At 65.8% G+C, this 14,391-nt stretch carries 14 protein-coding genes; 4 read left to right on the top strand and 10 right to left on the bottom strand.

Translation table 11 applies throughout. The annotated features are described in order from the left end of the window. The 5 genes from QTI05_RS02860 to QTI05_RS02840 form a co-directional block, all read right to left on the bottom strand. Nucleotides 1-483 (bottom strand): nucleoside deaminase, encoded by a 483-nt coding sequence (locus QTI05_RS02860; protein WP_286542119.1) that lies wholly within the window; start codon nucleotides 481-483, stop codon nucleotides 1-3. Nucleotides 484-598: 115 nt separating this feature from the next. Then, nucleotides 599-1,369 carry an ABC transporter permease gene (locus QTI05_RS02855; RefSeq protein ID WP_286622834.1) on the bottom strand — a complete coding sequence of 257 codons (771 nt, stop codon included), beginning with the start codon at nucleotides 1,367-1,369 and terminating at the stop codon, nucleotides 599-601. Nucleotides 1,370-1,442: 73 nt separating this feature from the next. Further along, nucleotides 1,443-2,291 carry an ABC transporter ATP-binding protein gene (locus QTI05_RS02850; RefSeq protein WP_286542121.1) on the bottom strand — a complete coding sequence of 283 codons (849 nt, stop codon included), beginning with the start codon at nucleotides 2,289-2,291 and terminating at the stop codon, nucleotides 1,443-1,445. After that, nucleotides 2,291-3,316, bottom strand: coding sequence for an ABC transporter substrate-binding protein (locus QTI05_RS02845; RefSeq protein WP_286542122.1), 1,026 nt, complete (start codon nucleotides 3,314-3,316; stop codon nucleotides 2,291-2,293). Before QTI05_RS02845 ends, QTI05_RS02850 begins: the two co-directional genes overlap by 1 nt. Nucleotides 3,317-3,416: 100 nt before the next feature. Beyond that, the gene (locus tag QTI05_RS02840) at nucleotides 3,417-5,717 is read right to left on the bottom strand and encodes an NADP-dependent malic enzyme (RefSeq protein WP_286622833.1); all 2,301 of its coding nucleotides are present in this window, start codon (nucleotides 5,715-5,717) and stop codon (nucleotides 3,417-3,419) included. A gap of 168 nt (nucleotides 5,718-5,885) precedes the next feature. Between QTI05_RS02840 and QTI05_RS02835 the strand changes: the two genes are divergently transcribed. Continuing rightward, nucleotides 5,886-7,253, top strand: a complete 1,368-nt coding sequence (locus QTI05_RS02835; RefSeq protein WP_286622832.1) for an NAD(P)/FAD-dependent oxidoreductase — start codon at nucleotides 5,886-5,888, stop codon at nucleotides 7,251-7,253. Nucleotides 7,254-7,370: 117 nt separating this feature from the next. Here the strand turns inward: QTI05_RS02835 and QTI05_RS02830 are convergent, their stop codons facing one another. The 3 genes from QTI05_RS02830 to gcl are packed head-to-tail and all read right to left on the bottom strand — an operon-like array spanning nucleotide 7,371 to nucleotide 10,875. Continuing rightward, nucleotides 7,371-8,267 (bottom strand): 2-hydroxy-3-oxopropionate reductase, encoded by an 897-nt coding sequence (locus tag QTI05_RS02830; RefSeq protein WP_286622831.1) that lies wholly within the window; start codon nucleotides 8,265-8,267, stop codon nucleotides 7,371-7,373. 22 nt (nucleotides 8,268-8,289) lie between these two features. Continuing rightward, nucleotides 8,290-9,069, bottom strand: a complete 780-nt coding sequence (gene hyi / locus QTI05_RS02825) for a hydroxypyruvate isomerase (protein ID WP_286622830.1) — start codon at nucleotides 9,067-9,069, stop codon at nucleotides 8,290-8,292. A 9-nt stretch (nucleotides 9,070-9,078) separates the two neighbouring features. Further along, entirely contained in the window at nucleotides 9,079-10,875 is a 1,797-nt protein-coding gene (gene gcl / locus QTI05_RS02820) for a glyoxylate carboligase (protein ID WP_286622829.1), read from the bottom strand. 119 nt (nucleotides 10,876-10,994) lie between these two features. Between gcl and QTI05_RS02815 the strand changes: the two genes are divergently transcribed. Next, the gene (locus QTI05_RS02815) at nucleotides 10,995-11,909 is read left to right on the top strand and encodes a LysR family transcriptional regulator (protein ID WP_286542128.1); all 915 of its coding nucleotides are present in this window, start codon (nucleotides 10,995-10,997) and stop codon (nucleotides 11,907-11,909) included. A gap of 45 nt (nucleotides 11,910-11,954) precedes the next feature. Continuing rightward, nucleotides 11,955-12,506: a 2'-5' RNA ligase family protein gene (locus QTI05_RS02810; RefSeq protein ID WP_286622828.1), complete on the top strand. Its 552-nt coding sequence runs from the start codon at nucleotides 11,955-11,957 to the stop codon at nucleotides 12,504-12,506. A gap of 54 nt (nucleotides 12,507-12,560) precedes the next feature. On the opposite strand, the gene QTI05_RS02805 is transcribed toward QTI05_RS02810, so the two are convergent. Further along, a complete protein-coding gene (locus QTI05_RS02805; RefSeq protein WP_286622827.1) occupies nucleotides 12,561-12,971 on the bottom strand; it encodes a hypothetical protein in 411 nt (136 codons plus the stop codon). 128 nt (nucleotides 12,972-13,099) lie between these two features. Between QTI05_RS02805 and QTI05_RS02800 the strand changes: the two genes are divergently transcribed. Next, nucleotides 13,100-13,600, top strand: coding sequence for a DMP19 family protein (locus QTI05_RS02800; protein ID WP_286622826.1), 501 nt, complete (start codon nucleotides 13,100-13,102; stop codon nucleotides 13,598-13,600). Nucleotides 13,601-13,647: 47 nt separating this feature from the next. Here QTI05_RS02800 and QTI05_RS02795 read toward each other — a convergent pair whose 3' ends face one another. Continuing rightward, nucleotides 13,648-14,388, bottom strand: a complete 741-nt coding sequence (locus tag QTI05_RS02795) for an SDR family NAD(P)-dependent oxidoreductase (protein ID WP_286622825.1) — start codon at nucleotides 14,386-14,388, stop codon at nucleotides 13,648-13,650. Nucleotides 14,389-14,391 lie beyond the last annotated feature (3 nt).

Raw genomic sequence — 14,391 nt, 5'->3', positions numbered from 1 at the left:
TCAGCCGCCGCGTTGTTCCCAGAACCCGCGGTGAGTCGCGATCATCTCTTCGGCCAGCGCCGGCACGGGTCCGATCACTTCGACCGCCTTCTGTCCGCGTGCGAAGACTTCGCGGCAGGGCAGGCTCAGCGTCGGGTTCTCCGGGTGGTCGCCGGTCAGCGCGAGCAGCGCCGACTCTTCGGCGCCATAGACCACGCGCCCGATGTTCGCCCAGTAGCTGGTGCCGGCGCACATCGCGCAGGGCTCGAAGGTCGTGACCAGCGTGCACTGCCACAAATAGTCGGCCGGCCAGTTGCCGGCCGCGTGCCGCGCCAGCGTGGCCTCGGCGTGGTTCACCGTGTCGATGTTGCCCTGCTCGGCCAGCACCGTATCGCCATCGGGCGCGATGAGCACCGCGCCGAACGGGTGCCGGCCCATCGCCATGGCGCGGCGGGCCACCTCGTTCGCACGACGGAGGGCCTTGATCGCTTGCACCGGCGTCATGCTCCGCGGCCCCTTCGGGAAACACCGCGGAACCGGCTTTGCCGGGCCGCAGGTGTTGCCCCCGGCGAGGGGGTTGGCGAAGCGACATGAAGTGCGCGAAGACTGGGGGCGAGCCTCATGCCTGGGATCCGCGGTGGGCCCAGCCAGTGGTGTGCTTCTCGATCACGCTGAAGAGTTCGTACATCGCCATCGCCATCGCACCCACCACCATCAGCCCGGCAAAGGCCAGGCCCATCTGCATGGCCGAGCCGGCGGAGATCAGCAGGTAGCCGATGCCCTCGTTGGCGGCAGTCATCTCGCTCACCGTGGTTCCGACGAAGGCCAGCGTGATCGCGACCTTGAGCGAGGCGTAGAAATACGGCATCGAGCGCGGCAAGCCGATCTTGATCAGCACGTCCCAGCGCTTGGCACCGAGCACGCGCAGCACGTCTTCCAGCTCGGGCTCCAGCGTGGCCAGGCCGGTCGCGATGTTGACCATGATGGGGAAGAAGCTGATCAGGAAGGCCGTGAGAATCGCCGGCCCCACGCCGATGCCGAACCACACCACGAGGATCGGCACGAAGGCCGCCTTGGGCAGCGCGTTGAAGGCCGTCATGAGCGGGTACATCGCCGCGTAGGCGAGGCGCGAACTACCGATCACGAAGCCGAGCAGCACCCCCACGACGATCGCCAGGCCAAAGCCGGCCATCGTGACCCAGAAGGTGCGCCACGCATGGCCCGCGATGATTTCCTTGAACTCCCAGAACTGCGTCCAGATGCGTGAAGGGCTGGGGAAGATGAAGTCCGAAACGCCGAAGCCGCGGCAGACGATCTCCCACAGCAGCAGCACCGCGACCAGCAGGATCCACGGCGACCAGGTTTCGATCTGCCTCGAGTTCTTCGTCATTTGTACACCCTTGGCGCTGCGCGCCTTCCCGCCGAGCGGGAGCGAGCTTGCTTGGGGCGGCCCGGCGCGGCGCTCATGACGCCACCGCCGCTGCGGTTGCCGCGGCGCTGATGCCGGTGTTTCGGATCGCGCCGATGTGGCCGCGCAGTTCCAGCACGATGTCGGTGAACTCCTTGGTGTAGGTGAGTTCGAGTTCGCGCGGGCGCGGCAGCGCGATCTCGCGCTTGACCACGAAGCGGCCCGGGCTCTTGCTCATCACGTACACCGTGTCGGCCAGGAACACCGATTCGCGCAGGTCGTGGGTGACCAGGATCACATTGAATTTCTGTTCGGTCCAGAGGTCGCGCAGGATGCACCAGAGCTCCTCGCGCGTGAACGCATCGAGCGCGCCGAAGGGCTCGTCGAGCAGCAGCATCTTGGGTTCGTGGATCAGCGCACGGCAGATGCTGGCGCGCTGCTGCATGCCGCCCGAGAGTTGCCACGGGAACTTGTCTTCGTAGCCGGCCAGGCCGACCTTCTGCAGCAACTTGCGCGCACGCTCGACGTATTCCTTCCTCCTGGCCTTGAAGCTGGAGCGGTAGGGCTCGACGATCTCGAGCGGCAGCAGCACGTTGTCGACGGTGGTGCGCCAGGGCAACAGCGAGGGCGCCTGGAAGGCCATGCCCGAGATCTTGAGCGGGCCGGTCACGGGCTGCCCGTCGATGCGGATCTTGCCCATCGAAGGCATCTTGAGCCCGGTCGTGAGCTTCATGAAGGTCGACTTGCCACAGCCCGACGGCCCGACGATGGCGATGAACTCGCCGCGCTGGACCTGCAGATCGATCGCCTCGACGGCGAAGTGGTTCTGCGCGAGCAGCTCTTCGTTGTACGCGAGCCAGACGTCCTGGAAATCGACGAAGGGCGCCGCGCCGGTGGCCGCCATCACTTGCGCAGGATCGCGAGTTCGGCCGCGGGCGGCAGCAGCGTGCCGTTCCACACCGCGTCGGGGCTCACCCGGGTCTTGGTGTTGAAGGCGTCGGAAACCTGCGAGGCCATCAGCGCGAGCCGGCCGGCGTTCACGGTGCCGAAGCCTTCGGCGCGCGCGTCGGGGCTGTTGATCACGGTGTCGATGGCCAGTTGCAGGCGACGGGTTTCGAGCTTGCTGTCGATGATGCCGTCGCGCGCCTTGACCGATTCGATCGCCACCGGCGGGTTAGCGATGACTTCCTTGGCACCCTTGGCGAAGGCCGAGAGGAATTTCTTCACCGCTTCCGGGTTCTCCTTGATGAGCTTGGGCGACGCGATGATCACGTTGCCGTAGAGCTTCACGCCGTAGTCGGGGTAGGGCAGCACCACGATGTCGGCGGCCTTGGCGCCGCGCGCCTCCAGGTTCAGCAGCGATGTGAAGGTGAAGCCGGTGATGGCGTCGATGTCACCGCGGATCAGCATGGTTTCGCGCAGCGTCGGGTCCATGGCGGTCCAGTTGACTGCGCCGATGTTGTTGGCCTTGGCGAAGATCGGGAACGCGCGGCGGCCGGCGTCGAAGACCGGCGCGCCGAGCTTCTTGCCGGCGAGGTCGGCGGGCTTGGCGATGCCGCTTTTCTTGAGTGCCATCACCGAGGCCGGCGTGTTGTTGTAGACCATCATTACCGCAACCGGCTTGTTCGGGCTGTCGGGGTTGTTGGCGTGGAATTCCATCAGCGCGGCCAGGTCGGCAAAGCCCATTTCGTAGGCGCCCGACGCCACGCGGGTGACAGTGCCGCCCGAGCCGTTGCCGGCGTCAATGGTCACGTCCAGGCCCGCGTTCTTGAAATAGCCCTTGGCGGCCGGGTGCAGGAACAGCGCGGCCGGGCCTTCGAAGCGCCAGTCGAGCTGGAACTTGATTGGCGTGGTCTGGGCCTGCGCGACCAGTCCGAAGCTGAGTGCCGATGCGGCGAGGAAGGACTGGAGCAACTGGCGCTTGTTCATTCTTGATTCCGGTGTGAGTGCAATGCACGGGATTCAAGCAAAAAAGGTGCCCGCACGCGATTGGTGCGAACCCTTCGGTGCCGGCGAAGCCGCAGACGCACTATTTGTGGATGCCGGCGTTGGCGACGGCCAGCGCTGTCATGTTGACCACGCGCCGCACCGTGGCCGAAGCGGTCAGGATGTGGGCCGAGCCCGCGGCGCCGAGCAGGATCGGGCCGACCGTGACGCCGTTGCCGCCGGTCATCTTCAGCACGTTGAACAGGATGTTCGCGGCATCGAGGTTCGGGCAGATCAGCAGGTTGGCTTCGCCGGTGAGCGTGCTGTCGGGCAGCGCCTTGCGCCGCACTTCTTCCGACAGGGCCGCGTCGCCGTGCATCTCGCCATCGCATTCGACGTCGGGCGCCATGCGCGAGAACAGGTCGCGCGCGAGCCGCATCTTGCGGGCCGACGGGCGATCCGACGAGCCGAAGTTGGAGTGCGAAAGAAACGCCACCCTGGGCGGGAGGCCGAAGCGGCGCACTTCCTCTGCCGCCATCACCGCGATGCTGGCCAGCGTTTCGGCGCTCGGGTCTTCATGCACGTTGGTGTCGGCCACGAACAGCGTGTACTTCTCGAGCGTCAGCGCGTTCAGCGTGGCGAAGCCCGGCGCACCGCGCTTCACGCCCAGCACTTCGCGCAGGATCTTCAGGTGGCTGTCGAAGCGGCCGACCAGCCCGCACAGCATCGCGTCGGCATCGCCCAGGTGCACCATCAGCGAAGCGATGGTGGTGTTGGAGCGCCGCACCATCGCCTTCGAGGCTTCCGGTGTGATGCCGCGGCGGCCCATGAGCTTGTGATACGCGTCCCAGTAGGTGCGAAAGCGCGGGTCGTTCTCGGGGTCGACGACTTCGACGTCGGTGCCCAGGCGCAGGTGCAGGCCGGCCTTCTTCACGCGGGCCTCGATCACGGCCGGGCGGCCGATCAGGATCGGCTTGGCCAGGCCTTCGTCGACCGCGAGCTGGGCCGCACGCAGCACGCGGTCGTCCTCGCCCTCGGCGTAGGCCACGCGCTTGGCGGTGGCAATCTTGGCCGCGTTGAACACCGGGCGCATGAACATGCCGGTCTGGTAGACGAAACGGGTCAGGTGCTGGCGATAGGCCTCGAGGTCTTCGATCGGCCGTGCCGCCACGCCCGAGGCCGCCGCGGCACGGGCCACGGCCGGCGCGATGCGCAGGATCAGGCGCGAGTCGAACGGCTTCGGAATGATGTAGTCGGGGCCGAAGGCGAGCTCCTGGCCTTCGTAGGCAGTCGCCACTTCTTCGCTGATGTCGGCCTTGGTGAGGTCGGCAATCTCGCGCACGCAGGCCAGCTTCATTTCTTCCGTGATCTTGCTGGCGCCGCAATCGAGCGCGCCGCGGAAGATGTAGGGGAAGCACAGCACGTTGTTGACCTGGTTCGGGTAGTCCGAGCGGCCGGTGGCAATGATGCAGTCGGGCCGCACGGCCTTGGCCAGCTCCGGCCGGATCTCGGGCTCGGGGTTGGCCAGCGCCAGGATGATCGGCTGCGAGCCCATGGTCTTGACCATGTCGGCCGTCAGCACGCCGGGCGCCGAGCAGCCGAGGAACACGTCGGCACCGTCCACCACGTCGGCCAGCGTGCGGGCGCCCGTGTCCTTTTGCGAGAAGCGCGCCTTCGATTCGTCGAAGCCGCCGGCGCGGCCTTCGTAGATCAGGCCCTTGGAATCGACCGCGTAGATGTTCTTCGGCTGGGCGCCCAGGCCCACCATCACGTCGAGGCAGGCCAGCGCCGCGGCACCGGCGCCCGACACGGCGATCTTGACGTCTTCGATCTTCTTGCCGACCAGCTCGAGGCCGTTGAGGAGCGCCGCGGCCGAGATGATGGCCGTGCCGTGCTGGTCGTCGTGGAACACCGGGATGTTCATGCGCTCGCGCAGCTTCTTCTCGATGTAGAAGCACTCGGGCGCCTTGATGTCCTCGAGGTTGATGCCGCCCAGCGTGGGCTCGAGCGCCGCGATGATGTCGACCAGCTTGTCGGGGTCGTTCTCGGCCAGTTCGATGTCGAACACATCGATGCCGGCGAACTTCTTGAACAGGCAGCCCTTGCCCTCCATCACCGGCTTGCTGGCGAGCGGGCCGATGTTGCCAAGGCCCAGCACCGCCGTGCCATTGGTGACCACGCCGACCAGGTTGCCGCGCGAGGTGTACTCGGCCGCGAGCGAAGGGTCGCGCTCGATGTCGAGGCAGGGGTAGGCGACGCCGGGCGAGTAGGCCAGCGACAGGTCGCGCTGGTTCATCAGCGGTTTGGTCGGCGTGATGGAAATCTTGCCGCGAACGGGGCTGCGGTGGTATTCGCGTGCGGCTTCGCGCAGCGCTTCTTCTGCCGGTGACAGGGGGGCGGCCATGAAAATCTCCTTTTTCTAACGACCAAAGAGGCTACTCCAAAAGCGCAAGCCGCCCCCGTAGTGACAACCACGATGGCGCAACCCGGGAGGCCTCGCGCCGGGTCGCTAAACTCTGCCCCGCGGCAGTTTCAGCCGGATACAAGACAACCCCGGAGGGCCTGCGGGTCAATGGCACTTCAAGAATTCACAGGATCGAGCCCGGACGTCGTGGTCATCGGTGGCGGACCCGCCGGCTCCACGGTTGCCGCGCTGCTCGCGGACAAGGGCCACGACGTGGTGCTGATCGAGAAGGCGCAGCACCCGCGCTTTCACATCGGCGAATCGCTGCTGCCGATGAACATGCCGCTGTTCGACCGGCTGGGCATCCGCACCGAGGTCGAGGCCATCGGCATCGCCAAGTACGGCGCCGAGTTCGTCTCGCCCTGGCACGACCACACCAGCCATTTCTTCTTCGGCGAGGCGATGGACAAGTCGTTTCCCTATGCCGTGCACGTGCGCCGCGCCGAGCTCGACGAGCTGCTGTTCCGCCTGGCCGCCAAGCGCGGTGCGCGCACCTTCGAAGGCCACAAGGTGACCGAGGTCGACACCGAGGCTGGCAAGGGCGGCGACGAGCGCGCGCTGGTCAAGGTCAAGGCCGGCGATGGCACGGAAACCAGCTGGCGCCCGCGTTTCGTGATCGACGCCAGCGGCCGTGACACGCTGCTGTCGAACCAGTTCGATGCCAAGCAGCGCAGCCGCAAGCATGCCAGCGCGGCGCTGTACGGCCACTTCGCCGGCGCGCAGCGCAATCCGGGGCGCTACGAGGGCAACATCACGCTGTTCTGGTTCGACCACGGCTGGTTCTGGTTCATTCCGCTGCGCGACGGCACCACCAGCGTCGGCGCCGTGGCGTCGCCGGCCTACTTCAAGCAGCGCAAGGGCAGCCTGACCGAGTTCCTGATGGAAACCATCGCGCTCGCGCCCAAGCTGGCCGAGCGGCTCAAGGACGCGACGCTGCTCGAGGGCGCCACCTCGACCGGCAACTACGCCTACGACTCGAAGTTCTGCCGCGGCGACCGCTTCATGATGATCGGCGACGCCTACGCCTTCGTCGATCCGATGTTCTCGTCGGGTGTGTTCCTGGCGATGAACAGCGCCTTCGAAAGCGCGACCGCGGTGAACCACTGGCTGAAGGGCGAAGAGAAGGAGGCCGAGAAGGCTTTCCGCCGTTTCGAGAAGGTCATGAAGCACGGGCCGAAGATGTTCTCGTGGTTCATCTACCGCATCACGTCGCCGGCGATCCGCAGGATCTTCATGCAGCCGCAGAACGTGTGGCGCATGCAGGAGGCGCTGCTGTCGATCCTGGCGGGCGACCTGTTCCGCGATACGCCGGTGGGGCCGCGCTTCCTGGGCTTCAAGCTGGTCTACTACGTGTCGTGCATCACTATCATGCCGCAGGCGTTCAAGACCTGGGCCTGGCGTCGCAAGAACCTCAAGGAGTCGCTGGAAGCCTCCGGGCCATTGCCGGTTCGCGAAAGTGTGAGCGTCAAGGGCTGACGTTTCGGGGTGGGCCGCTGGCGGCGGGTGGCCCCTTCCGCGAATGTGCCCCGCCGCCCTGATCCCACCCCGGAACCGCAGCGCTCAGATCAACGCAGGACTCCGTGCAAGGCCGCATCAGTCCGGCTGCACCGGATGCTGCGCCAACGCTTCGAGCGCCCTGACCAGCGCAGAGTGATCGGCCTGCCCGTGGCCCAGCGCGGCGCAGGCGTTCATGAGCTGCGCTGCGCCGGCCGTCTGCGGCAGCGCGACGCCGAGTGCGCGCGCGCTCTGCAGTGCCAGGTTCAAGTCCTTCTGGTGCAAGGCAATGCGAAAACCCGGCGCAAAGGTGCGCTTGATCATCCGCTCGCCATGCACTTCCAGGATGCGCGACGACGCGAAGCCGCCCATCAGCGCCTGCCGCACCCGGGCCGGGTCGGCGCCGGCCTTCGATGCGAACACCAGCGCTTCGGAAACCGCTGCGATGTTCAGCGCCACGATGATCTGGTTGGCAACCTTGGTGATCTGCCCCGCGCCGACATCGCCCACAAGCGTGAGGTTCTTGCCCATCTTCTCGAGCAGCGGCTTCACGCGGTCGAAGTCGGCCTCTGCGCCGCCACACATGATCGTGAGGCTCGCGGCCTTCGCGCCCACCTCGCCGCCGGAAACGGGTGCATCGACATAGCCGCAGCCGAGACCGGCGATGCGTTGCGCAAATGCCTGGGTGGCAATCGGGTCGATCGAGCTGCAATCGACCACCAGCTTGCCCTTGCCGAGACCGGCCGCAACGCCGCCTTCGCCGAACAGCACCTTCTCCACGTCGGGCGTGTCCGGCACCATGAGGAAGACGATGTCGGCCTTCTGTGCCACCTCGGTGGCAGAGGCGCACACCGTGGCGCGCGAGGCGAAGGGCTCGGGTGCGGTGCTGCGCGTGTGGACGAAGAGCGCGTGGCCGGCGTCAAGCAGATGCCCCGCCATGGGTGCGCCCATGATGCCGAGGCCGATGAAGCCGATCTTCTGCGATGCGTTGGACATGTCGTTGCGGTTCCTTACTTGCTTAGTGTGTGAGCGCGGTGCGCCAGCCGAGGCCTGTGGCGGTGTCGGTGCGCGGCCGGTACTCGCAGCCGATCCAGCCCGTGTAGCCGATCGCGTCGATGTGCCTGAACAGCCACGGGTAGTTGATCTCGCCGGTGCCGGGTTCGCCGCGGCCCGGGTTGTCGGCGAGCTGGATGTGGCCAATGCGCGCGAGGTGGTTGCCCAGCGTGGCGCCGAGCTCGCCTTCCATGCGCTGCGCGTGGTAGATGTCGTATTGCAGCTTCAGATTGGGTGACCCCACCTCGTCCATCAGGGCGAGCGCCTGGTCGGTGCGCGTGAGCATGAAGCCCGGAATGTCGAAGCTGTTGATCGGCTCGATCAGCAGGCGGATGCCGGCGGCCTGCAGCTCGCGCGCTGCAAAGCGCAGGTTCTCCACCAGCGTGGGCTGCACCTGGTGCAGGGCCGCGCCCACGGGCATCTTTCCGGCCAGACAGTTGACCTGCGGGCAGCCCAGCGCGGTGGCGTAGTCGATGGCGCGCGCCACGCCTTCGCGGAATTCGGCAACGCGATCCGGATGGCAGGCGATGCCGCGCTCGCCGGCTTCCCAGTTGCCGGCCGGCAGGTTGTGCAGCACCTGTTCCAGTGCGTTGTCGCGCAGCGCGGCGACCAGTTCCTTCTTCGGCACCGCATAGGGAAACAGGTATTCGACCGCATCGAAGCCGGCCCTGGCGGCAGCCTCGAAGCGCTGCATGAATGGCAGCTCGGTGAAGAGCATCGTGAGGTTGGCGGCAAAGCGCGGCATCGTGCGTCCTCAGTCGAGCATTGCCATGGCGGCGATGGAAGTGGGCGCGTCCTCGCTGCGCTCGGCCAGGGGCTCGAACTCGTTGATGGCGTCGATCTCGGTGCCCATCGCGATGTTGGTAACACGCTCCAGCATCACCTCGATCACCACCGGCACGCCGAACTCGGCCATCAGCGCCTCTGCGCGCTGGATCGCGGGTGTCATCTCCTCCTGCTTGCGCACGCGGATGCCCTTGCAGCCGAGCCCTTCGACCACCTTCATGTGATCGACGCCGTAGCCGGCCTCGATGCCGGCGTCCGGCGCTGCGTTGATGTTGTCGAACGCGAGCTGCACGCAGTAGTCCATCTCGAAGCCGCGCTGGCTCTGGCGGATCAGGCCCAGGTAGCTGTTGTTCACCACGATGTGGATGTAGGGCAGCTTGAACTGCGCGCCCACGGCGAGTTCCTCGATCATGAATTGGAAGTCGTAGTCGCCCGAGAGCGCGACGATCTTGCGGCTCGGGTCGGCTGCGCGCACACCGAGCGCGGCCGGGATCGTCCAGCCCAGCGGGCCGGCCTGGCCGCAGTTGATCCAGTGGCGCGGGTTGTAGACGTGCAGGAACTGCGCGGCTGCGATCTGCGACAGGCCGATGGTGCTCACGTAGCAGGTGTCGTGGCTGAAGTTGTTGTTCATGCACTGGTACACGCGCTGCGGCTTCATCGGCACATCTGCAAAGTTGGTCTTGCGCAGCAGGGTCTTCTTGCGGTCGCGGCATTCGCCGGCCCACTTCGCGCGGTCGGGCAGGCGGCCCTCGGCCTTCATCTGCTCGGCCACCGCAACGAACTGCTCGAGTGCGAGCTTCGCGTCCGACACGATGCCGAAGTCGGGCGTGAACACACGGCCGATCTGGGTCGGCTCGATGTCGACGTGCACGAAGGTGCGGCCCTTGGTGTAGACCTCGACCGAACCGGTGTGGCGATTGGCCCATCGGTTGCCGATGCCCAGCACGAAGTCGCTCGCCAGCATCGTGGCGTTGCCGTAGCGGTGGCTGGTTTGCAGGCCGCACATGCCGGCCATCAACGGATGGTCGTCGGGGATCGCGCCCCAGGCCATCAGGGTCGGGATCACCGGCACGCCGGTCGCCTCGGCAAAGCGCACGAGCAGGTCGGCCGCATCGGCGTTGATGATGCCGCCGCCCGCCACGATCAACGGCCGCTCGGCCGCGTTGAGCATCGCGAGGGCCTTCTCGATCTGGGCGCGCGTGGCTGCGGGCTTGTACGGCACCAGCGGCTGGTAGGTGTCGATGTCGAACTCGATCTGCGCCATCTGCACGTCGAAGGGCAGGTCGATCAGCACCGGGCCCGGGCGCCCCGAGCGCATCAGATGAAAAGCCTGCTGGAACACCTGCGGCACCTGCCCGGGCTCGCGCACCGTGACCGACCACTTGGTGACCGGCTTGGAGATCGACTCGATGTCGACCGCCTGGAAGTCTTCCTTGTAGAGCCGCGCACGCGGCGCCTGGCCGGTGATGCAGAGGATCGGAATCGAGTCGGCCCAGGCCGAGTAGAGGCCGGTGATCATGTCGGTGCCGGCCGGCCCCGAGGTGCCGATGCACACGCCGATGTTGCCGGCCACGGCCCGTGTGTAGCCCTCGGCCATGTGCGAGGCGCCCTCGACGTGGCGCGCGAGGATGTGCGCGATGCTGCCCTGCTTGCGCAGCGCCGCGTAGAGCGGGTTGATGGCGGCGCCGGGCACGCCGAAGGCTTGTGTCACGCCTTCCTTTTCCATCACGAGCACGGCAGCCTGCGCTGCGGTCATCTTGGCCATGGGGTGGTCTCCTTGATCTGCTGAACTGATCCGACTGTAGGAAGCCGGGCCGTTCGGAAGAAGAGGGCGCCGAACCATAAAACCTATTCCGGAATGGAATAACTGGCTACCATCCGGGCATGGACCGACTGTTGGCAATGGAGATGTTCGTGCGTGTGGTCGAGACCGGCAGCTTCTCGAAAGCCGCGCGCGAGTTCAACACCACACAGCCCACCGTGACCAAGCAGATCGCGGCCGCCGAGGCGCGGCTCAAGGTGCGCCTGCTCAACCGCAACACCCGCGGCGTGAGCCTCACGGAGTCGGGCGCGCTCTACTACGAGAAGTGCAAGACCATCGTGCGCGATGCCGGTGAAGCCGACAGCATCGTGCAGCTGAAACAGGGCCAGGCGCAGGGGCTGCTGCGCATCGGCACCTCGGTGGCCTTCGGGCGCCGCGTGGTCGTGCCGCTGGCGCTGGAGTACATGCGCCGCCATCCGCAGGTGCAGCTCGACCTGAGCTTCGAAGACCGGTACGTCGACCTGATCGCGCAGGGCATCGATGTCGCCATCCGCATGGGCAAGCTGGCCGATTCGTCGCTCGGCGCGCGCTTCCTGGGCATGAACCCATGGGTCATGGTGGCGTCGCCGGCCTACCTCAAGAAGCACGGCGTGCCCAAGCGCGCGCAGGACTTGAGCGCGCACGTTGCGCTCATCTACAGCAGCGTGGTGGGCGACGAGGTCTGGCGCATGCGCACGCCGAAGGGCGAGGCGGTCAACGTGGCGGTGTCGGGGCGCTTTCGCTCGAACAATGTGTCTGCGGTGCTGGCAGCGGCGCGCGACGGGCTCGGCATTGCGATGATGCCGCGCTATGTCGCCAGCGATTCGCTGCTGCTCGGCAAGGTGCTCGAAGTGCTGGCCGATCACACGCTGGCCGAGCAGGAGATCCACGCGGTGTTTCCGTCGCCGAAGCTGGTGCCGGGCAAGGTGTCGGCATTCGTCGCTTTCCTGCAGGGGCGCTTTGCCGAAGGCTGGTGGCAGGCGCCTTCCGGCAAGTGAGCCTGGCATCTTCAAGTCGGCCGCTGATGAATATCATCCTGGCCCATGCCGATATCCGCCTTTGCCGTCCGGGTGCCCTCCGCCGAGCTGCTTGTGGGCGACCTGCGCCAGCGTTTCGATGCGACCGCAAAGCAGGGCGTCCCGGCGCACATCACCCTGCTGGTCCCTTTCATGGATCCGCAGCAGATCACGCCTGCAGTCCTCGACCGGGCGCAGCGCGCACTTGCGCGAGTCACTGCGTTCCGTTTCTCGCTGGAAGAAGTGGCCCGCTTCCCCGAGACGACCTATCTCGCGCCTGAACCTCCAGCGCCGTTCGTCGCAATGACCATGGCCCTTGTAGACGCTTTTCCGGATTTCCAGCCGTACGAGGGGGCGCACCAAGGGATCGTTCCACACCTTACCGTTGCACACGGCGACGCATCCGAAGCCGATGAAGCCGCGGCTGAGTTGCAAATCAGGCTCGAAGCATCCGGCGCCATCGGTGCGGAGTGCAACTCGGTCGTGTTGCTTGAGAATTCAACAGGCCGGTGGAAGGAGTTGCACCTCTTCCACCTGCCAACTGCCAACGCGCAAGCTGTTGCCCGGCCCTTGCCATAGGACAGACCGCGGCCAGGGGCGGACGGCTCCTCAAGGAGCGTGACCTCGTCGCCTTCAAGTCGAAAGGAACAGCGCATGTTGCCGGTGCATGTGCGCCCGGTCGAGCAGCCATCGTCTCAGCGCGAACTTTCCCAGTCTGTCTGCGGCCAGCGCACATTGCGCAAATGCCTGGGCCAGGAGCTCGTAGTTGGCGCCCGGGGAACCTTCACAAGGTGACCCCCAGGCGGGAAGCGCCCCTCCTTGAATGGGGCACACACCCATGTCCTGCAACTCCAGGATCAGCCTTCGCCGCTCAAGCAGCAGGCGTTGGTGCGCGTTGGCCCGCCGGTGCGGCCCCAGGGCGCGGAAGATCCGCTGAGCTTCCGCGCCGCTGACCGACATCAGGGTGACATCGATACGGGCAAACAGGTGCAGCCACGGCTCAATGTCTTTTTCTTCAATCAGCGTCGGCTCGTTCGCTTTCATGAATTGTCTCCACGGCCGGGCATGATCTGCCGCGACTCGTTTATTCTTCTCAGGATATCAGGGCATCACGCGTGCCGGTGCACTTGGCTAGCCCCACCAAACTCGCATACCGATCAAGAAAGGCACACATGACCCGCATCATTCCAGCGCTGGTTCTGCGGATGGTCGACGAGGCCTCCAGTTCAGCTGGCTCAGATGTTTCTCCCTTCTGGCAGTCAGATGGCGAGGGAATCCCGGAGGAAGGGATGTACCGGTTGGCGTCGGAATTGGACGTCCGCGACCCCGACCATCTTCTTGATCAACTCCCACCCGGCTACAGGATCGTGTACTCGATCTTCGAGTGGGAGCAGAGCCGGGCGGGCGAGGGATTCACGACGGGCCTGCACAACTCGGGCCAAACGCTGGTCCATGTCGCGGCCGCGAGTTATGCCGAAGTCGGGATGTCAGAGGAAGCCATGGCGCTTCGGCACATGCTCGAGCAGCACGCCAAGACGCCGCTCGACTACGATCGAACCGAGGCGGCGTACAACGCCGTGGACAATCCCTACAAGGACGACTGGGATCGAATTCCTCACCTGGTCAGGCATCTCTGCGAGAACGCAGACCGCTATTTCTATGTTGAAGCCTAGACCTTTCTTCGCCGCTTGATTGAGCGCCTCGCGCCGCGCGCCACGCGTCAGCGCGCGCTATCGATGATCATCCCGCCATCGGGAGTGATGCTGTAGCCCGTCAGGAACTGCGCATCTTTGCTCGCGAGGAACAGGACAACGGGCGCGATGTCCTCTTCAGGCGATCCATGCCGCGCGAGCGGGTTGGTCGGCGCGGGAACATCGTCCGTGCCCCAGGTGTTCGCGATGGGAAGAACGTTGTTCACGGTGATCTTGTCGCGGCCCCACTCGCGCGCCGCGACCCTGGTCAATGCCCTTACCGCTTCTTTTGCCATGGCATATGGGCCATAACTCTCCATGCCCAGAACACCAGCGCAAGAAGCGAAGTTGATCACCCGCCCGTCCCCACTCGTCTGCAAGTACGGGTGGCATGCCTGCATCATCTGCAAGTAGGCGATGGGTCCCGTATCGAAATTGCGTTGCAGTTGTTCAACGGAGAGATCGATGATCGAGGAGGCAACCGAGGACGGATCGAAGGCGTTGTTCACGAGGATGTCGATCCGCCCGAAGGCCGCGACCACTTGATCCACCGATGCCTTGATCTGAGCCGGATCGGTGACATCGCAGACGAGGCCAAGCGCGCTCCCGCCAGCCGCCTCGATGTCGGCCACAACGCGGTCGACATTGCCAGGAGTGCGCGAGAGAACCGCCACTCTGGCGCCTTCCGCTGCAAACAGCCTGGCCACTGCCCGCCCGATGCCGCGGCCGGCGCCCGTGACAACAGCTACTTTTCCAATGAGTCGATTCATCTT

It is taken from the genome of Variovorax fucosicus, from assembly GCF_030316825.1.
Taxonomy (GTDB): Bacteria; Pseudomonadota; Gammaproteobacteria; order Burkholderiales; family Burkholderiaceae_C; genus Variovorax; species Variovorax fucosicus.
This window is presented reverse-complemented; position numbering and strand designations above follow the sequence as displayed.

Bases quoted from the DNA above. Each gene is read 5' to 3' on its own strand.
- hyi (WP_286622830.1), bottom strand. From the start codon at position 9,069: ATGCCGCGCTTTGCCGCCAACCTCACGATGCTCTTCACCGAGCTGCCA.
- QTI05_RS02840 (WP_286622833.1), bottom strand. From the start codon at position 5,717: ATGGCCGCCCCCCTGTCACCGGCAGAAGAAGCGCTGCGCGAAGCCGCA.
- QTI05_RS02810 (WP_286622828.1), top strand. From the start codon at position 11,955: ATGCCGATATCCGCCTTTGCCGTCCGGGTGCCCTCCGCCGAGCTGCTT.
- QTI05_RS02795 (WP_286622825.1), bottom strand. From the start codon at position 14,388: ATGAATCGACTCATTGGAAAAGTAGCTGTTGTCACGGGCGCCGGCCGC.
- QTI05_RS02850 (WP_286542121.1), bottom strand. From the start codon at position 2,291: ATGGCGGCCACCGGCGCGGCGCCCTTCGTCGATTTCCAGGACGTCTGG.
- QTI05_RS02805 (WP_286622827.1), bottom strand. From the start codon at position 12,971: ATGAAAGCGAACGAGCCGACGCTGATTGAAGAAAAAGACATTGAGCCG.
- gcl (WP_286622829.1), bottom strand. From the start codon at position 10,875: ATGGCCAAGATGACCGCAGCGCAGGCTGCCGTGCTCGTGATGGAAAAG.
- QTI05_RS02860 (WP_286542119.1), bottom strand. From the start codon at position 483: ATGACGCCGGTGCAAGCGATCAAGGCCCTCCGTCGTGCGAACGAGGTG.
- QTI05_RS02845 (WP_286542122.1), bottom strand. From the start codon at position 3,316: ATGAACAAGCGCCAGTTGCTCCAGTCCTTCCTCGCCGCATCGGCACTC.
- QTI05_RS02815 (WP_286542128.1), top strand. From the start codon at position 10,995: ATGGACCGACTGTTGGCAATGGAGATGTTCGTGCGTGTGGTCGAGACC.
- QTI05_RS02800 (WP_286622826.1), top strand. From the start codon at position 13,100: ATGACCCGCATCATTCCAGCGCTGGTTCTGCGGATGGTCGACGAGGCC.
- QTI05_RS02835 (WP_286622832.1), top strand. From the start codon at position 5,886: ATGGCACTTCAAGAATTCACAGGATCGAGCCCGGACGTCGTGGTCATC.
- QTI05_RS02830 (WP_286622831.1), bottom strand. From the start codon at position 8,267: ATGTCCAACGCATCGCAGAAGATCGGCTTCATCGGCCTCGGCATCATG.
- QTI05_RS02855 (WP_286622834.1), bottom strand. From the start codon at position 1,369: ATGACGAAGAACTCGAGGCAGATCGAAACCTGGTCGCCGTGGATCCTG.